Here is a 16,917-nt window from a genome sequence, read left to right as displayed (position 1 = left end):
TGGAGGAATGATGGCTACCAATCCGAGCTTTGAACCAACGCCGATCCATGAAGAAAAAGAATTGGTAACGGTGCTCGACACCAGCGACGAAGCCGAAGCATTGGTAGTTCAGGGATTGCTCGAATCAAACGGAATCGAAAGCCTGTTGACGAATCGCGACGCTCCGCAGGACGTTCTTCCTGGCGTTGGCGGAGTCATGCTACGCGTTCGTCCGTCGGACGCCGACGAAGCGCGAGAGATCATTGAATCGCAGCGCAATGACCAGTCTGCTGAGGAGGAATCCAGCGAGGCGGAAACTCCATAGCGAGCCGGCGGCTTCCCCATCGCGCCGACGTCACTCCGCTGGCGTCGAGATATAAGCTCACCGCTCCTTCGTAGTCGGTGCGAAAAGTACACGCACCGGAGTCTGCCAGCCTGGTCAAAACTTCCGCGCGCGGATGACCATAGCGGTTGAACTTTCCCACGGAAATAAGCGCAAATTGAGGCCGAATAGCGTCAATTAGAGCGGGAATTGAGGACGAAGAGCTGCCATGATGGGCCACTTTAAGCACGTTTATAGCGCCAATTTGAGGCGAAATAAGGTTCTCTTCGCGCCTCTCCGCGTCGCCTTCCAGCAGCGCTGAGGCGTTTCCGAACGTGATTTTAAGCACCATAGACGCGTCGTTGATGCGCTTTGGCGCCAGATAAGCGTCTGAAGATGGCGCAAGAACTTCGAAATGTGCGCCTCCGAAGTCGAATTTGTCGCCCGCTACGCGCTGTAAGACTGCGATGCGCAGCTCCTTAGCGTGGGCGATAAGGTCGCTATAAGCCCGCGCCGGAGGGCTTGGAGCAACCCATAACTCCGCTGGATGAAAGTTTTTGAGGACCGTTGGCAGCCCTCCAACATGGTCTCCGTGCGCATGGGTGAGCGCTACGGAGTCGAGATGCGACAATCCGCGCGCCCAAAGATAGTTCGATACCACTTCTTCGCCAACGTCGAAACCCGACCTACTGGTTCCTAGTGCGCCACCGGCATCGATCAGCAGCGTCTTGCCGGCCGGGGTAACTACCAAAATAGAATCGCCCTGAGCCACATCGATGACGGTAATCTCCAGTTTTCCGGCAACCGTGTCAGGACGCCGGACGATTACCAGCGCGACATCCGCGATCACTAACAAGAGAATTGCACCTAAGATGCAGTGAAATCTTCGCTTCGCGCTGAACAAACACGCAGCGATTGCTGCCAAGGCAAGCGCGATAACCCAAGCTGCAGGATCCGGTACGCGCAAATCTGCGCCACGAAAACGGGCAAATGTAGCGACTCCCGCGCTCATTAAATGCAGTAGAAGTGCTGTCACGCAGCGCGGTATGAACACTAGCCACGCTCCAGCGTAGCTAAGCAGCGTGGTTCCAATCGCCACTGGAAGCAGGAAGCTCATTACGGGAACGGCCGCGAGGTTCGCCGGCAACGCCAGAGTAGTGGCGCGATGAAAATAAACAGCCATCGGCAGGGCGAGAACGGCCTGCATCAGGGCAGAGATCAGTATCAGATCAGCCGTTCTCACCGCGAGTTTTAGTCCGCCAAGCGCAAGGAATCGCGCTACCCGTCGTGGCAGCAAGAGTTCCATTCGAGCGAGGATCATGCGCAGCTCTACGCGAAACTGCGCCTGTTTCGGGAGCAGATGCAGGTCGTAGCTTGTGGAGTCCAGGTGGCGCAAAGTCTTTCGATAGAAGGCTGTTGTACGGTCCATAATGGGAACGGCGATTCCCGCGATCGTTAGGACTGCCAGGAAGGTCATCTGAAATCCCGCATCGAACAGCGCCTTAGGATCGATCACCAGCGCCACAAGTGCGGCAACTCCCAGGGCATTGAGCGAATTTCGCTCGCGATACAGCAGCCGCGCCAGCATGTAAACCACGCACGTAAACGCCGCCCGCTGGACCGGAGCGCCTAAGTCAGTCACTGAAGCGTACAAGCCGACAAAGACGACGCTCGCAATCGTTGCCGCCGTATCGGAAAGTCGCTGCAGCCGCGCGAGCCAGAAGACAGAAAAAGCAAAGATTGCTATTCCCATTCCGGAGACAACCAGCAGGTGATAGGAACCTGTGCGCTGAAAATCAAGCTTCACATTCTGCTCAAGCAACGAGCGTTCGCCCAGGATCATCGCCGCCAGCAGCGCTACGTCGGGTGAGCTGATCGAGAACACGCGCCAGCCTTGCCCGTCCGGAGTTCTCAACCCAAGCATCTGCTGCAGGAGGCTGCGCCGCGCAGCCGCACGAAGAGCTCCCCATCGCGTTCCACCACGCCCCGGCAGTACTTCCACATCCGCCGACTTCGCGCTGAATGTAGCGACGATTCCGTTGTTCAGCAGATAGGCCCGCCGGTCGAACCCGCCTGGGTCGCCATAGATTTGTGGCGTCCGTATTCGTCCGCGAATCCGAAGTCGCTCGCCATAATGAAACTCGCGCGCTGCGTGTCCAGCAAATATTGCGGCGGTTTCTGCCGATCCATAGATACCGATCCTGATTCCTAACCTAGAGGTGAGAGTGCTCGGCGTGCCTGTTTCCTGGTCGAGTTTGCCAATCGTCTCAGCTTGCAGATCAATCTGCTGGTAGCTTTCCGTTGGAGCCTGTTCCGAATCGAAACTGGAGGCGTCGGTCTCGAGTACCGGAAGTGCAGCGCGAGTCACGAATCCTGTGACCTCAACTTGCGCGTTGTCAAGTTCTGGTGGCAACAGAGCAGTCTGCAACGGCTTGCCGAGACCGCCCTCCGCAATTCCGAGCATCGCAATTGCGATCAAAGCAATCGGCGATGCGGCTCGTGGGCGAGGTTTAGCCGAGACAGCAGACAGTGTGAGCAGCAGAATTGCTGCAAAAATCGGCCAGTTTGGCGGAATCCAGTACGTCGGACCAGTAGCGAAGCCAGCCCACAGCAGTCCAGCAGCGAACGCCGTAGCTGCCCACAGCATTGGATAGCGCGAAGAGACGAGCGCCGAAGCGGCGGTTGGCGCAGGAGCGGGTGCGGGCGGCGCGGGAGCAATCGACGGAGCAGCGGCCACGGAGGGGAGAGTTTACTCCAATTGCTGCGTTTGCTAGTCATACAAACGTCAAATTTCCGGAGTATGCTTGCGAGCGTATATGCGCATGGCCTTTGCAATCCTGGTACTACTGGCAAACGCAGCCTTTGCGCAGAAGGACACTGAGTGCGCGAACCTGGTTCTCGATCAGTCCGCTACTCTGGCCGATGTGTTCACTGCCGCGTGCATTCCCGAGCGGATGGCGAGGAACTCGCTACTCGATCTGCGCACTGCAATCACAAGCTATGCTGTGCTGAACAGCTCGATGGAGTTCGTCATCGCCTACTACGAGCGCGTTGAAGGCTCCGATCTCCTCAAAGCTCCGTTGCATGTTGCCCGGTTCGCAAGGGGCCCCAAGCGTTGGTTCCAGAACGAACTCTTCAAAGATGGTCAAGCGGGCATGTTTCAGACTCCTTGCATGGGCTCGGCGGTTTCCGTGCATCGCGTTGGTCTATTCATTCTTGTTGGGACCCATATCAATCCCCACTTGGAATGCATGCAGGGGCTGGACAGCGAACTCAAGCTCAAGGACACGCGCTACGGGCGGTTTGTCACCAGCGTGAGCGGTAGGGTTGTGTATGAGCACAACACGACGGAGTTTGCCCCCACTCACCCGTTGGTTCTGTCGCTGTATGACCCTTCGAAGGAATCCGATATTCCTGTTTATCCTTTACCGTCGGACAGGGAGCGCGAGGAGTTTATCAATCAACTCAACCACCTCGTGGCATTTGAGCGTTGTGAGGGTCAGAACTGCTCCGTGCTTCCCGATCAGTTTGAGAGCACAGTGACGCAAGCCGTTTCGGAGGAGAAGACAGCGTCTTTCGCTTTTATCGCGGAATTTTCGCCCGTAGGGTACGTGCGCGATGTGAAGCAGTCTGAGGTGAACGCGAAGGTCGCGTACGTTTACCGCTTAGTTGGCAATGGAGTTGAGCATTGTGAGTTTCCTGCGGCAGAGATGAAGTCGCGTTTTGGGACGGACAAGCTGAATGAGCTGCTTGCACGGAATCTCCTGATTCGGGTCTTTGGGGATTGAGTGTGCTTTTTACGAGCACCAGGCCCGAAGGGCCGGAATAGGAGGAAACCTGTGGCGTAAGCCCAGGGTTAGCGTCCAACAATATTTCTTTGAATTTTGAGTCCCGGAGGAATGGTGATTCATGTTGGTGCTAGATTCTGATTGCCACAGCTCCGCGAATGAATGTTGCCCTTTCAGGGCTCACATCTCCTTGTCGGCGTCTTCCCAGGGCTTACGCCACTGGGCTCTGCTTCTTTCGACCCCTTTCGGGTCTGATGCCCTATCCACATCGGTTCCCCAACTAACCTCGTCGCAATACCGTACAGCTTTCAATGTGAAACGTCTGGGGAAAGAGATCGATCAGGTGCATCTCCGTGATTTGCCATCCACCAGAAGTGAGCTGCCTCAGGTCACGCGCCAGCGTCGCAGGATCACAGGAGACATACACAATCTCGCGCGGACTGAGCTTGCCGATCTGCGTGGCGATCGTTTGCCCCATGCCAGCTCTCGGAGGATCCACGACGATCAAGTCTGGCTTTAGCGTGCCGGCCACACTGGTGAGATACGCCTCAACGCTCTGCGATGAGACTCTCACGTTTGCGGGTGCATTTGCGCGTAAATCGTCGACCGACGACGGCGATGACTCGACTGCGATTACTCGCTCGAAGCGCCGAGCAAGCGGAACAGCAAAAAGTCCTACGCCTGAATAGAGATCCAGAGCCACCTTGGCCCGGCGTTCGCCGACTACTAATTGAATCATCTGCTCTACAAGAAATCGGTTCGTCTGGAAGAATGCTCCAGCGCTTACCCGATAGCTTTCGCCTGCGGCCTCGTACTTCATCGATGGCTCTCCGTAGAGAACATCGCGCCGGGGCGGCGCCGGCGTGCGGGAACGCGACTCGGCTCGTGCAAAACTGACGACACCGTGAATCTCTGGCAAGGCCGCGGCAAACGCGCCCGCAAACTTAAGCAGGGCATTGCGATCGGCACCGCCCGGACGCAAGTAGAGCTCGACCATCAAGCCATCGTCCTCCGCGTTGGCGAACAGTTCGATTTCGGCGATCTCGGCCGGTGCTTCGCTGCCGAGAGTCCAAATTGTTGTCAACGCGCGATTGATGAGCGTTGAGCTGATCGGACATTCGCGTACAGGCAGCAACTGGTGCGAGCCGGGCCGGAAGTACCCGATGGCAAAACCCGGTTGGCTGCGCAGATGAAATCTGGTGCGATTGCGGTAATGAAGCGGTGGGGACGGATGAGTCTGAATCTCAAGCGTCAACTCCAGCTTCGCAGTGCGGCGCAGAGTTTCGCGCAGGATCTCTGACTTCAGACGAAGTTGTTCTTCGTAGTTGATGTGCTGGTAATGGCAGCCGCCACACTCGCCGAAGTAAGGGCAGGGCGGAGTCGTGCGCAACGGCGACTGCTGCAGAATCTGCTTCAGTTGCGCCCGCGCAAATCCGGGACGCTCCTCTGCAATCTCCGCCTCAACCTTCTCTCCTGGCAGCACGTACGGGACGAAGATCGCCTTCGCACGCGACTCGCCTTCCGCAAGTCGGGCCAGGCCATCACCGCCATAAATCAATTTTTCGATGGTGAGTTCCACGCGCGTCACATGTAGAACAGGCTGAGGCGAGGAAGCGAATATCGCTCGAGCAAGCGCTTGTGCAGGAACTGCTTGTGCAATTGATCGATCTGCGCGGCGTTCATCTTTCCCCGATATGCGGCCATTTGCCGGTCGGCGTCGCTGCGAATGGCAAGCAGTTCCTTTTCAGGAGTCGATGTGAGCAACGCTGCCTGGAGTTTTTCCTCCAACACAGTTAACCGGCGCTCAACATCTTCCAGATGCAGGCGCCGAGAGGCGTTCGTTTTTAGATCATCGGAGATGTTCAGCAGAGAATCTGCGGCCTCGCGCGCCACTTGTCCGGCGATCCCTTCCAATTTGGCGACACGAAACAGCGCCGCATTCTTTGTCAGATAGCCGCATACTTCTTCGGCAGAAAGCCCGCTGTCGCCTCCTTCCTTCTCACGTTTACTTCCGACAGCAGCTTCTTTCATCTCCTCGGCAGCGGCGAGCACCTCCTGTGAGCAAAAGGCCAGACTATTCACCTTGCGAGTCTTGCTGGGCTTGCGGTCGTAATGGTCGAATGCAGTATCGATGCCGCGAAGCACCGCTTCAAGCGGAATCCCCGCTTCCTTCCAGGTTTCGATCAGGGCCCAGTCGAGAGTTGAAAGAAGCAGAAGGGTGCCTCGCCGGCGCTGGAAGTGTTCTTCGATTTCTGTGAAGTAGTTGAAGTAGTTGTGCAAGCAGCTATTTGACCACGTTACCGATTGTCATTCCGAAGCGAAACGAGGAATCCCTACTTTCACGAGAATGCATGGGTGCGGTAGGGATTCCTCGCTTCGCTTCGGAATGACAACGGAAGAAGGCCTCACATGGCTCGCTTCTCGGCACCCTGCGCCTTCTTCGTCTGCCTTGCTCCGGTGTTGCGCTCGTAGATGATGCGCATGCCGTCGAGCGTGAGCATTTCGTCGACGATTCCGATATAGCGCGAGCCTGAAGCGATGAGTGTTGCCAGGCCGCCGGTGGAAACGATCTTAGGTTTGCCGCCGCCGATCTCTTCGATGATGCGTTCGATTAGGCCATCGGTCAGCCCGATGTAGCCGTAAAACAATCCCGACTGAATGTGGGCGACGGTGTTGGTGCCTATTACGCGAGCGGGCCTGCGGATATCCACTTTGGGAAGCCGGGCGGTGCGCTGGAACAATGCTTCCGCCGAGACTCCCACTCCGGGAGCGATTACGCCGCCCATATATTCGCCGCGTTCGGAGATTACGTCAAAGGTTGTAGCGGTTCCGAAGTCGACGACGATGCACGGCCCGCCGTAGCGCTCGAAGGCAGCTACGCCGTTCACGATCCGATCGGCTCCGACCTCTGCCGGATTATCGACCAGCACCGGCATGCCGGTCTTGACACCAGGCTCGATGAACAGCGGCTTTGTCTGGAAGTAGCGCTCGCTCACTTCGCGCAGCGTGGAATCGAGCGGCGGCACGACCGACGAAATGACTACGGCCTTCACGTCGGCCGCATCGATCTTCTGCATGGCAAACAGGTTGCGGAAGAGAACGCCGTATTCGTCGGCGGTATTCGTGCGGATCGTTCCCACGCGCCAGTTCGCCACCATCTGATCAAAGCGCGGAGGCACACCCGCTTGCTCCTGGCTCGGACGATAGAGCCCCAGGACCGTGTTGGTATTGCCGACGTCGAGGACTAGGAGCATGGGAATACGCTATCAGAAGAATCGGGTGATCGGGTGATCGGGCCATCGGGTGATCGGGTGAAGTAAGAAACCGTCCCCTACTTACTGTCATTCCGAAACGCCTGCTTTTGGCGCGAGGAATCTGCTGTTTTGGCGTTGCAGCAAACAGCAGATCCCTCACTTCGTTTCGGGATGACAGTAAAGAGTTCCGGAAAGAGTTCCGGGATGACAGTAAAGAAACAAACCAAGCCTATGTAGTCCCAAGGTGCGCAGAGAACCAAGCTTACTTCACCCGATCACCCGATCGCCCGATCACCCGATTTTCCCTCACTCCCCCCGACAATACTGTCCGCATGCTCTCTGCGGTGCGAACGCGGAGGAATCCGCGTGCGTCGAGGCCGTCGGTTACTCCGTCGTATCCGCCGCCTTCGTCCACGTGAACGCGTTTGCCGCGCACATAGCTGGAGATGGACTCCACCCGCCTCAGCAGCGACTCCTCCCCGCCAGCAGCAAGGGCAGTCTGATATTGCGCTCCAAGCGATTTGAGCAATGCAACCAACACCTCGGTCCGCGACCACTGTTTGCCGGTTTCGATTTGTAGCGATGTTGCAAGTGCGTCGATGTCGGCGGGGAACGATGGTTGATTCACGTTGATCCCAATTCCAATCACGGCAAAGCGGAGCTGCTCGGCGTCGGCGGAGATCTCCGTGAGGATGCCGCAGACCTTCTTGCGTTCAATCAGCAGATCGTTCGGCCAGCGCAGGTCGCAGGAGATCCCGCAGGTGCGCAGGATGGCCTCGTGCACGGCTACGCCGGCCATAAGAGACAGCCAAAGCGATTGCGCCGGGAGAATCTTGGGACGCAGCACAACAGATGCGAGGATCGCTGTGCGAGGTTCGGAGTGCCAGTCGTGCCCATTGCGTCCGCGTCCAGCGGTTTGTTGATCGGCGAAGATAACCGTGCCTTCCCCGACTCCGGCGGTAGCGGCCTGCATTGCGAGCGTGTTCGTCGATCCCGTTTCGGGAATGTGGTGGAGCCGACCGGAGAAGAGTGAGCTTTGCAACGCAGCGTTGAGTTCGGCGAGGTCGTAGGGAGTTGCGGTGCTCATCTGGGCGGACTAAGTATTTCATAGTGTTCAGCGGGGAGCGCAGTACCGGCGGCGGAAGCCGCCGGGTGCGAGCCTATTGGATAGACCCATTTCAGAGTTTCTTGATGATTCAGTGACCTCGTGCCGCGAGACGCGGCACGTGCATCGCGCCCTGAAATCTCTGGATGCCCAAGGCCCTCGTCTCGGGGAATTGGTCCTTCGAAGCCCGTCGCAGGGAGATTTGAGATCCTCGTTCGCCGGGCGAGGGGCGCCCGGGCGCTCCGCATCTCGGCGTGGGTTGCGGTCTCCGAATTGCGTAATTCTGGGGCGTTCCTTTACAATCAAGCATTGGACACCTCGTCCAAACCCTTCTAGAGCGTTGTCCGCCTTCGGCGGAGCCGGCTTCCTGAAGAAATCCTGAGACTTTCGGCCTCGACTCGGCTAAAGTCTGCTGAATCTGGAGTTTGTAAGATGGCACGCGTATGCGAAGTCTGCGGCAAAGGGCCGCAATTTGGAAACAATATCAGCCACGCCCATAACGTGACCAAGCGGCGTTGGAACGTAAACCTGCGTTCGGTTCGCGCCATCGTTCAAGGATCGCACCGGCGCTTGCGCGTCTGCGCAAGCTGCTTGAAGAGTGGGAAAGTGCAAAAAGCGTAGGTGCCTGCTGGCTCTTGGTTTTCGAAGCCTCCGGTTTTCGGAGGCTTTTTGATTTGTGTTCTCACTGGGCGAATTACTCTCAGATACTGTCATCCCTCAGGCTGCAGCAAGGTTCCCTACAGTGGCAGCAAGCTAGAGGCGGCCTGGGGGATCTGCTGTTCTTGGGATCGCGAACAACAGCAGATCCCCCGCGACGCAAAACCAATTCTTCGGGGCGAAGACGATGTCGCTGCGGCGCGAGGGATGACAGTATCAAAAGGGGAATTTAGCTCCCAGCCCCTCCGGGCTCGACTCAACTTTGTGCATTCGGGCGCTTTCGGCCCTTGCATTTTCGCGGATCATTGGCCGATCGTCGGGGCAACATTCGAAACCCGCGCGAGGGCGCGCGGCGTCCTCGTTTAGAGAACATTCACTCCGCCCGGTGCTGGCTCAAATAAATTTCTTCTACCCGCTTCACAGTATCGGCTTCATCGGGCGGCTTGTCTGGCCGTAGGCGGACTATGCGGGGAAAGCGCAGGGCAAACCCGCTCTCATGGCGGTCGGAGCGCATGATGTTGTTGAAGGCTACTTCCAGCACAATTTTTGGTTCAACCAGTCGCGAGTGGCCGAAGTCGGTTAGCGTGTGCGCTTTGAACCATTGTGTCATCTCAGCGATTTCGGAGTCGGTTAAGCCAGAATAAGCCTTGCCTACGTTCATCAGTTCTCCGTTTTCTCCGCGCACGGCGAAGGTATAGTCGCTCAGCACTCCGGCGCGCTTCCCATTTCCGAACTCAACGCCGGTTACTACGCAGTCTAGTGTTGCGAGTTCCCGCTTCATCTTGAGCCAGGCATGGCCGCGGCGGCCCGGGCTGTATAGGGTCTCGCGGTTCTTGATCATGAGGCCTTCGTTGCCACGGGCCCGGGCTTCCATGAAGATTCGATCGATGTCGTCAGCCGTGTGCGCTTCACATATCGGTGCGCGGATGAGGCGGGGGAAGGTGGCCGTTGTTTCGTCTGCCTCGAAGAGACTTGATTGCATCGCGCCGCTTACAGAAGACGCAGCATGCGGCGTCTCTACCAGTTGTTGCGCGATCCTGGTAAGCATCTCTGAGCGTTCGCGCAAGGGACGATCAATCGTAAGTTCGTTGTTCGCGAAGAGAACGTCGAAGGCTACATAGACTACAGGGACCTCGCGCATCAGCTTGTCACCGACTCGCTTTCGCCCCAGGCGCCTCTGCAACGCTGAGAACGGCAAAGCGCTACCGCCAGCATTTGCTGCTCCCAGTCCCCAGGCGAGAATCTCGCCATCGAGCACCAGCGCCTCTGGACTGTTTTGGAACAGTGGAATCAGTTCAGGAAACGATTCGCTGATCTCGTCTTGCGTGCGGGAGAAAATGCTTACGCGTCCTTCACCGCAGTGGACCTGGGCCCTAATGCCGTCGTACTTATCCTCAATCTGCGCGTCCGTGAAGTAAGACGTGGCTTCTTCGCTCGACTTCACCTCGGCAGCCAACATGAAGCCGAGCGGATGGAAGAGCCGCATCCGCGCTTCTCCGAGACGGTCTTCCGCGGCGAGGCGTAGTGTTTCGCCGATGTCTCCGAGCAGCATGTTTGCGCCGCGCACGGCTAACTCAGACTTGTCGTACGCAGCGGCAAGCGCTTCTTCTACCAGGCTCTCGCGCATGCCAATGCGCAGGTCGCCGACCATCATCTTGATGGCGTACTTCGCTTCCAGCGCAGAGCATTGCCGCAGTAAGGCGCTCACCTGCTCCAACTTTGCCGTGGGACCGCGCGCGGTGGCGATGTCATCGAAGAGCTTTGCCAAATCGGGAAGCGTGAGGACAGATCCCGTGAACTCTGGTGGCCAAAGCTCGTACGCGGCGGCTCCAACGTCGCCGTGGCGGCGATAGGCTTGCGACATCTCCTCGTCGGAGCGCCCGGTGAGTTGCTGCACTGCTCGCCAGACCGTCGATCCTCCAACGTTCAGAGTTTGTTCTGAGAACGCGGGATAGATGTCACCGGAGAGAAAGATCGCCGCTTGGGAGGCAGTCTGCTCAGGCTGTGCGCGGAAGTATTCGGCGACCAGCTTGCGTTTTTCCAGCTTCTTTGTGGTCTTGGCCACCGCTTCGCAGAGCTGGGCAAAGCGCAGCATGGAAGCGATGGTAGCAGGGGAAACTGCGAAGGACATTAAGTGTGGATTGGTTCGCCGCGTCGCTCAAAAATGTGTCATCCTGAGCCCCGCCTTTGGGCGAAGGACCCTGCGGTTGGTGTTGGTTTTGGTGTTGTTGTTGATTTTGTTTAGGAGTGCAGCAATGCATGACTACAGGTATTTTGTGTACATGCTCAATAGCAGCTCGCGGCGCGCCTTGTACACGGGCATAACGAACGCTCTTACTACGCGCGTTCTCGAACATCGACGCGCGGAAAATCCGAAGAACTTCACCGCGCAATATCGGGCCTTCCGGTTGGTGTACTACGAAGAGTTTGCCGACGTCCGCGCAGCAATCGCTCGCGAAAAACAGATCAAAGGATGGACGAGGGCAAAGAAGAACGCGTTAGTGGCCTCGATGAATCCGCAGTGGCGCGATTTGATCTCCGAGTGGGAGAAGAAGTATGGGCTTGTGTTCCAGCTCGATGGTCGGATTGTGCGAGCAGAAGGCGGAAAGGCAACAGCAACACCAACCGCAACGGCAACACCAACCGCAAGGTCCTTCGCCCAAAAGCAGGGCTCAGGATGACAAGTTTTAGGGTGTTCGGACTGCTGGACGTTAGGGTTGTTCGGACTGCACGACGCAAAGATGGGCGGCTAACTGGCTTTCTCTTCGTCCTGTTCGGAAGACTTGTGTTTCTTGAAGGCGGCGTCGGCGATTTCCTGTACGGCGTTCAGAAAGGAAACTGTTGCAGAGTTAGGCGTGAGCTGTCTGACTTTCGTTTCCTGCTGAATCGTGTGCAGCATCTCGGTCACGCGCTTAAGGCGCATGCTCCGAACTTCTTCGTCGACATCCTTTCCGCGCTTCAGGTCGTCGGCTTGAATGTAAGTCCAGAGAAGTTGGCGAACGTAGTCGATTACGGCTTTGAACTCTTTCAAGGCAGCGGTGTCGAGCTCGGCCAGACGCGGTCCGGATGCCGGAAGAGGAGATTGAATTTCCTGCTGAAGCTGGCGGAGGTCGAGGGTGGCAGTGTGAATCTTCTCGGGTAACTTGGTCATCAGAAAGGGCAGATCCGAAATCCTGGGGAACCTTCGGGGCCAGACTCAGTACGATAATCCCGGCAGTTCTGGATGCCTAACGTATAATGCAATGGAGGGGCCAGTGTGGTAACCATACTTGGTTACCCCTATTACGCTCTATGACTTACTGGAAACAATATCTCCGCTTGCTGGCGGCAACGCAGCTTCTTCCCGCACTCGAGAGTGGTGAGGAAACCACGCTCGTTGGAGGGCAAGCTGTGCTTGAGGGAGTCATGATGCGTACGCCTCATGCCTGGGGGATTGCTGTTCGCAAGCAGTCGGGAGAGATGGTGTCGCACTCCGACGTCTTGGAGCGTCCCTCGGACAAGCGGAAGTGGATGGGATGGCCGGTGATTCGCGGGGTTGTGACACTGGGCTATGCCATGATGCTTGGCTTCAGAGCTCTAAAGTTTTCTGCCAATGTTGCGCTCGAGGAGATGACAGGTGGCAAGGATGCGAAGCCTGAGGACAAGCTTGAGATCAGCGGTTGGGTTGCAACCGCAAACATAATCCTCTCGCTCGGATTCTTCATCGTTGTCTACAAATTCCTGCCTCTGTTGGCTGCTACGGGCCTTAAACATTCCTTCCCCGCGCTAGATAATCGTGTGTTGTTCAACCTTGTCGACGGTCTCATCCGCATTGGGCTGTTCCTGCTGTTCGTATGGGGCATCGGGCGCGCGCGAGACTTCCATCGGGTTTACGAGTATCACGGAGCCGAGCACAAGACGGTTTTCGCCTTCGAGACTGGCGAACCGGTCGACGTACCCCGAGCGCAGAGCTTTGTTACCTGGCACCCGCGCTGCGGAACCAGTTTCCTAATGACAGTGATGCTCATCTGCATCGTGGTTTACAGCCTGTTTCCGATTGATACTTTCTGGGGCAAGTTCGCGTTGCGCATTGCTGCCCTTCCGTTCATTGCGGGTATCTCCTACGAATTGATTCGCTATGCCGCGAGGAAGCGCAATTCACTGTTCGCTCTCCTGACAAAGCCGGGATTGTGGTTGCAGCGGATTACGACGCAGGCTCCCTCTGATGACCAGGTCGCTTGTGCTATTCACGCTCTGGATCGCGCCCTCGAACTGGAAAAGCAAAATGGCGGCGAACTGGTGATTGCCTAGCGGCTCCCGCCGCTCACTTTATTTGCTCCTCTACTCTCTCTGACAACTACAGACTTTTCACGCGGCATGGCAGAGACGCAGCATGCTGCGTCTCTGCGAGAATGATTGGACTTCACCATGTTTGAACGACTTGACCGGATCGAAACCAAGTATCAGGAACTGAACGAGGCGCTCGCTGCGCCCGACATCGTCAGCGACTCGTCCCGCTATCAGAAGACAGCGAAGGCGCACAGCGAACTTACGCCCATCGTCGAACGTTATCGTGAGTACAAAGACCTGAAGCGCGGCATTGCCGACACGAAGACGATGCTGCTTGAGGAGCACGACGCTGACCTGAAGGCGATGGCTGAAGAAGAGCTGGCTACATTGCAGACCCGCCTGGATCAAACCGAGGCCGACCTTAAGGTTCTGTTGCTGCCCAAGGATCCGAATGACGAGCGCAACGTAATCCTCGAGATCCGCGCCGGCACTGGCGGTGATGAATCGTCTTTATTCGCCGCGGAGATGTTCCGTATGTACTCGCGCTATGCGGAGTCGCAGCGCTGGAAAGTGGAAGTACTGTCGACTTCCGAATCTGGCGTTGGAGGCCTGAAAGAAGTCATCGCGATGATCGAGGGCCGCGGCGCATACTCCAAGCTCAAGTACGAGAGCGGCGTCCATCGCGTACAGCGTGTTCCCGAGACGGAACAGCAGGGACGCGTTCATACATCGGCGATAACCGTCGCCGTGCTGCCTGAAGCTGAAGATGTCGACATCAAGATCGAAGCGAAGGACATTCGCATCGACACTTTTTGCTCGTCCGGCCCAGGTGGACAATCGGTGAATACCACCTACTCCGCGGTTCGTATCACGCACATTCCAACCAACACGGTTGTGAGTTGTCAGGACGAAAAGTCACAGATCAAGAACCGGGAGAAGGCGATGCGCGTTCTTCGTTCCCGTCTCTACGAGGTCGAATTGGAACGGCAGCAGGCCGAGCTTGCGAAGGAGCGCAAGACGCAGGTAGGCAGCGGCGACCGCAGCGAGAAGATTCGCACCTACAACTTTCCGCAGAACCGTGTCACCGACCATCGCATTGGTCTGACGATCCATCAGTTGCCGGAAGTGATGGACGGCAAGCTCCAGCCCTTGATCGATGCACTGGTCGCGCACTTCCAGGCCGAGAAGCTTAAGCAGGAAACGGTGGCGGTTTAGGGGAAGGGCCTTGCGGCTCGATCTCGCAATCAGAGAAGGTACTGAGCGGCTGCAGAAAAACGTTCGCGGAGACGCTCGTCTCGACGCCGAGACGTTGATGATGCACGTGCTTGGACGCGACAAGGCGTACCTCTACGCTCATCCCGAACTGGAACTCTCCTGCACTGAGCTGAATCGCTATGACGAGGCGCTGCAGCGACGCTGCGCCGGGGAGCCGCTTCAGTACATCACAGGGCATCAGGAGTTTTGGGGGATCGATCTTCTGGTGACCCCTGCGGTGTTGATCCCTCGGCCCGAAACGGAACATGCCGTCGAAGCAGCGCTGGAAAGGCTGCGCGGAATGAAATCTCCGCGCGTAATCGACGTTGGCACAGGCTCAGGGTGTATTGCTGTCGCGCTCGCATCTGAATTGCCGGAAGCAAGAATCGAAGCGGTGGATATTTCGGATGAAGCGCTGAACGTTGCGCGTAGCAATGCGGCGCGCCTCGACTTTGCCAATCGAATAGAGTTCTCGAAAAGCGACTTGTTGGGAAAGTACCTGGACGGCTCGCCAACATTCGATATGGTCGTGTCGAATCCGCCGTACGTCGGCGAGTCCGAGGCCGACAAGTTACAGGTGGAAGTTCGTGAGCATGAGCCGCATCAGGCGCTCTTCGGTGGTGGCAAAGAGGGACTCGATATTTATCGCCGTCTGATTCCGCAGGCTGCTCAGGTGCTAAAACCCGGCGGGTGGCTAGTAATGGAAATTGGTTACACGCAGGAGCAGGCCATTCGGAATTTGTTGAAGGAATGGGACGAAGTTCGAGCAGTGCCGGACTTACAAGGGATACCGCGCGTGGTAATCGGGCAAAGAGCTAAAGAACTTAGGTATCGCAAACAGTAGAGACGCAGCATGCTGCGTCTCTACCATGCTGATGGGACGGGCTAGAACGCCGGCACGCCGTCCAATATGCGGACCTTCCAACTGTCTTCAACTACCGTCACGACGGCGATGTACTTGCGCGTGACATTCTGGGAACTCACAACCTTGCCGCCATCCAGCAGTTGGATTTCGAGTTGCGCCGTATCTTGCAATTGCACGGCTGAGCCTTCGGGCGAGTAGAACGTCGCGGATACCTGGTGTCCGTGATCGACGTATCGTGTGGCGAGTCCAATCTTCTTTTGCTCCTGCACCTGAGACACTAGCTTGTCATGCGCGTAGCCGACGAAGCTTTCATCGATCAGGTCTGGACGATTTTCAGCGAGCGCCGTTTCCATGTTCTTCCAGGCGTTCGAATATGTCTTCGTGATCGACTGCCCAGTCAGCTGTTCGAGCGGACGCGGCTGGATCTGCGATGCGTCGAGCCTCACCTGAACCGTTTCACCGGCTGCCAGTACTTTCGATATCAGGGGCAGTGCGCCGCTGAGTATCAGGGCGAAGGCAACGGCAACCACAAGCAGACGCACTGTGTTTTCAGAGTTCTGTCTCATTCGCCACCTCCCCAGCGAACTTCATTTCCCAAAACGACACCGGAGGCAACTGAGATAGTCGCTCCGGGAACCGGGGGCAGCACTGCCCGGGCGATTCCCTTCTTCACGCGAGCATCAACGGTCGAGCGACCCTTGCCAGGTTCGGCAGAGATGAATGTCACGATAGTGCCGTCGGGAACTGCGTTACCCGAGCAGTCGCGCACTGGATCGGTTTCGGCGATCAGGCCGTCTTTTTCTTTGTGCACCTTGAAGTGCAGGTTGCAGGGCTCGGAAGCCGTCTCCTCGACCACGCGTCGAACGGAGTTGTCGCCGACCTTCACCACGAATTGCCCCGGCCCTGCTTTTGTTCCCGATCCGGTCTGGAGATAGGCAACGCCATTCTTCGTCGTTGTGCGCTCCACTTTGGGCGCGGCGCCTGGAACCGACAATTCGAATGTCACCGGCGTGGGAGCTACGACAAGGTTCTCATACTGATCGAAGACGAATGCCGTGCCCGCGATTACTTTGGGCTGCCCTACGGGAACACGCGAGGGTCGAGCGAGAAAGTTGACTTTCTCCGCAGCACCGGGCGCGAGGTATAGATCCTTACTGATATCCGCGTCGCCGCCTTTGATGGCGATCTGGTAATAGCCTGCGTTGCGTAACTCTTCTCCCTTAAGCTGAATCTCTTCGCCGAGCTTTATTTGTCGCTTGATCGCCGTTCCTGGCCCAACGACGTAGAGCGTCGCATCGCCGCTTCCTGAAGTGGCGATCGAAATGCCCTGGCCGGCAACTGCTTTGTCTGGAAGTCGGACATCAGCAGCAAAGGCGGAGGCCGCGAAGCAGGCAACTACGCAAATTATGAAGTTGAGGCGCATC

Annotated in this window: 16 protein-coding genes; 7 read left to right on the top strand and 9 right to left on the bottom strand. The window is 57.2% G+C overall.

The window, feature by feature from the left end:
• Positions 1-7: 7 nt before the first annotated feature.
• Positions 8-304 (top strand): DUF2007 domain-containing protein, encoded by a 297-nt coding sequence (locus tag VNX88_07460; protein HWY68487.1) that lies wholly within the window; start codon positions 8-10, stop codon positions 302-304.
• Here VNX88_07460 and VNX88_07455 read toward each other — a convergent pair.
• A complete protein-coding gene (locus tag VNX88_07455; protein ID HWY68486.1) occupies positions 240-3,038 on the bottom strand; it encodes a ComEC/Rec2 family competence protein in 2,799 nt (932 codons plus the stop codon). The two genes, VNX88_07460 and VNX88_07455, sit on opposite strands and share 65 nt — an antisense overlap.
• 85 nt (positions 3,039-3,123) lie before the next feature.
• On the opposite strand from VNX88_07455, the gene VNX88_07450 reads away from it, so the two are divergent.
• Entirely contained in the window at positions 3,124-4,089 is a 966-nt protein-coding gene (locus VNX88_07450) for a hypothetical protein (GenBank protein ID HWY68485.1), read from the top strand.
• Positions 4,090-4,369: 280 nt separating this feature from the next.
• On the opposite strand, the gene rlmD is transcribed toward VNX88_07450, so the two are convergent.
• From rlmD to VNX88_07430, 4 genes are all read right to left on the bottom strand, one after another.
• Positions 4,370-5,668 (bottom strand): 23S rRNA (uracil(1939)-C(5))-methyltransferase RlmD, encoded by a 1,299-nt coding sequence (rlmD, locus tag VNX88_07445; GenBank protein ID HWY68484.1) that lies wholly within the window; start codon positions 5,666-5,668, stop codon positions 4,370-4,372.
• Between the two features lie 5 nt (positions 5,669-5,673).
• Positions 5,674-6,369, bottom strand: a complete 696-nt coding sequence (locus VNX88_07440) for a hypothetical protein (GenBank protein ID HWY68483.1) — start codon at positions 6,367-6,369, stop codon at positions 5,674-5,676.
• Positions 6,370-6,494: 125 nt separating this feature from the next.
• Entirely contained in the window at positions 6,495-7,343 is an 849-nt protein-coding gene (locus tag VNX88_07435; protein HWY68482.1) for a type III pantothenate kinase, read from the bottom strand.
• Between the two features lie 262 nt (positions 7,344-7,605).
• Positions 7,606-8,430 carry a biotin--[acetyl-CoA-carboxylase] ligase gene (locus VNX88_07430; protein ID HWY68481.1) on the bottom strand — a complete coding sequence of 275 codons (825 nt, stop codon included), beginning with the start codon at positions 8,428-8,430 and terminating at the stop codon, positions 7,606-7,608.
• 450 nt (positions 8,431-8,880) lie between these two features.
• Here VNX88_07430 and rpmB point away from each other — a divergent pair, with 450 nt between their 5' ends.
• Positions 8,881-9,069 carry a 50S ribosomal protein L28 gene (gene rpmB / locus VNX88_07425; GenBank protein ID HWY68480.1) on the top strand — a complete coding sequence of 63 codons (189 nt, stop codon included), beginning with the start codon at positions 8,881-8,883 and terminating at the stop codon, positions 9,067-9,069.
• A gap of 409 nt (positions 9,070-9,478) precedes the next feature.
• Here rpmB and VNX88_07420 read toward each other — a convergent pair whose 3' ends face one another.
• Positions 9,479-11,236 carry an ATP-dependent DNA ligase gene (locus tag VNX88_07420; protein ID HWY68479.1) on the bottom strand — a complete coding sequence of 586 codons (1,758 nt, stop codon included), beginning with the start codon at positions 11,234-11,236 and terminating at the stop codon, positions 9,479-9,481.
• Positions 11,237-11,360: 124 nt separating this feature from the next.
• Between VNX88_07420 and VNX88_07415 the strand changes: the two genes are divergently transcribed.
• Complete coding sequence (locus VNX88_07415) at positions 11,361-11,786, top strand: GIY-YIG nuclease family protein (protein ID HWY68478.1); 426 nt, start codon at positions 11,361-11,363, stop codon at positions 11,784-11,786.
• A gap of 68 nt (positions 11,787-11,854) precedes the next feature.
• Here the strand turns inward: VNX88_07415 and VNX88_07410 are convergent, their stop codons facing one another.
• Positions 11,855-12,256: a hypothetical protein gene (locus VNX88_07410; GenBank protein HWY68477.1), complete on the bottom strand. Its 402-nt coding sequence runs from the start codon at positions 12,254-12,256 to the stop codon at positions 11,855-11,857.
• 140 nt (positions 12,257-12,396) lie between these two features.
• Here VNX88_07410 and VNX88_07405 point away from each other — a divergent pair, with 140 nt between their 5' ends.
• The 3 genes from VNX88_07405 (at position 12,397) to prmC (ending at position 15,472) form a co-directional block, all read left to right on the top strand.
• Positions 12,397-13,395, top strand: coding sequence for a DUF1385 domain-containing protein (locus VNX88_07405; protein ID HWY68476.1), 999 nt, complete (start codon positions 12,397-12,399; stop codon positions 13,393-13,395).
• 117 nt (positions 13,396-13,512) lie between these two features.
• Positions 13,513-14,589, top strand: a complete 1,077-nt coding sequence (gene prfA, locus VNX88_07400; GenBank protein ID HWY68475.1) for a peptide chain release factor 1 — start codon at positions 13,513-13,515, stop codon at positions 14,587-14,589.
• Positions 14,590-14,599: 10 nt separating this feature from the next.
• Entirely contained in the window at positions 14,600-15,472 is an 873-nt protein-coding gene (gene prmC / locus VNX88_07395) for a peptide chain release factor N(5)-glutamine methyltransferase (GenBank protein ID HWY68474.1), read from the top strand.
• 41 nt (positions 15,473-15,513) lie between these two features.
• Here the strand turns inward: prmC and VNX88_07390 are convergent, their stop codons facing one another.
• Both VNX88_07390 and VNX88_07385 read right to left on the bottom strand, forming a co-directional pair.
• Entirely contained in the window at positions 15,514-16,059 is a 546-nt protein-coding gene (locus VNX88_07390; protein HWY68473.1) for a hypothetical protein, read from the bottom strand.
• Complete coding sequence (locus VNX88_07385) at positions 16,056-16,916, bottom strand: hypothetical protein (GenBank protein HWY68472.1); 861 nt, start codon at positions 16,914-16,916, stop codon at positions 16,056-16,058. Before VNX88_07385 ends, VNX88_07390 begins: the two co-directional genes overlap by 4 nt.
• Position 16,917: the final 1 nt, after the last annotated feature.

This window comes from Terriglobales bacterium (assembly GCA_035567895.1).
Taxonomy (GTDB): domain Bacteria; phylum Acidobacteriota; class Terriglobia; order Terriglobales; family Acidobacteriaceae; genus Gp1-AA112.
The sequence above is the reverse complement of the archived record's forward strand: the minus strand, read 5'-3'. Positions and strand labels throughout refer to the sequence as shown.

What these genes read in the sequence shown, in the direction of transcription:
- VNX88_07460 (HWY68487.1), top strand. Translation starts at nt 8, where the DNA reads ATGATGGCTACCAATCCGAGCTTTGAACCAACGCCGATCCATGAAGAA.
- VNX88_07450 (HWY68485.1), top strand. Translation starts at nt 3,124, where the DNA reads ATGGCCTTTGCAATCCTGGTACTACTGGCAAACGCAGCCTTTGCGCAG.
- VNX88_07435 (HWY68482.1), bottom strand. Translation starts at nt 7,343, where the DNA reads ATGCTCCTAGTCCTCGACGTCGGCAATACCAACACGGTCCTGGGGCTC.
- VNX88_07430 (HWY68481.1), bottom strand. Translation starts at nt 8,430, where the DNA reads ATGAGCACCGCAACTCCCTACGACCTCGCCGAACTCAACGCTGCGTTG.
- rpmB (HWY68480.1), top strand. Translation starts at nt 8,881, where the DNA reads ATGGCACGCGTATGCGAAGTCTGCGGCAAAGGGCCGCAATTTGGAAAC.
- VNX88_07420 (HWY68479.1), bottom strand. Translation starts at nt 11,236, where the DNA reads ATGTCCTTCGCAGTTTCCCCTGCTACCATCGCTTCCATGCTGCGCTTT.
- VNX88_07415 (HWY68478.1), top strand. Translation starts at nt 11,361, where the DNA reads ATGCATGACTACAGGTATTTTGTGTACATGCTCAATAGCAGCTCGCGG.
- VNX88_07410 (HWY68477.1), bottom strand. Translation starts at nt 12,256, where the DNA reads ATGACCAAGTTACCCGAGAAGATTCACACTGCCACCCTCGACCTCCGC.
- VNX88_07405 (HWY68476.1), top strand. Translation starts at nt 12,397, where the DNA reads ATGACTTACTGGAAACAATATCTCCGCTTGCTGGCGGCAACGCAGCTT.
- prfA (HWY68475.1), top strand. Translation starts at nt 13,513, where the DNA reads ATGTTTGAACGACTTGACCGGATCGAAACCAAGTATCAGGAACTGAAC.
- VNX88_07390 (HWY68473.1), bottom strand. Translation starts at nt 16,059, where the DNA reads ATGAGACAGAACTCTGAAAACACAGTGCGTCTGCTTGTGGTTGCCGTT.
- VNX88_07385 (HWY68472.1), bottom strand. Translation starts at nt 16,916, where the DNA reads ATGCGCCTCAACTTCATAATTTGCGTAGTTGCCTGCTTCGCGGCCTCC.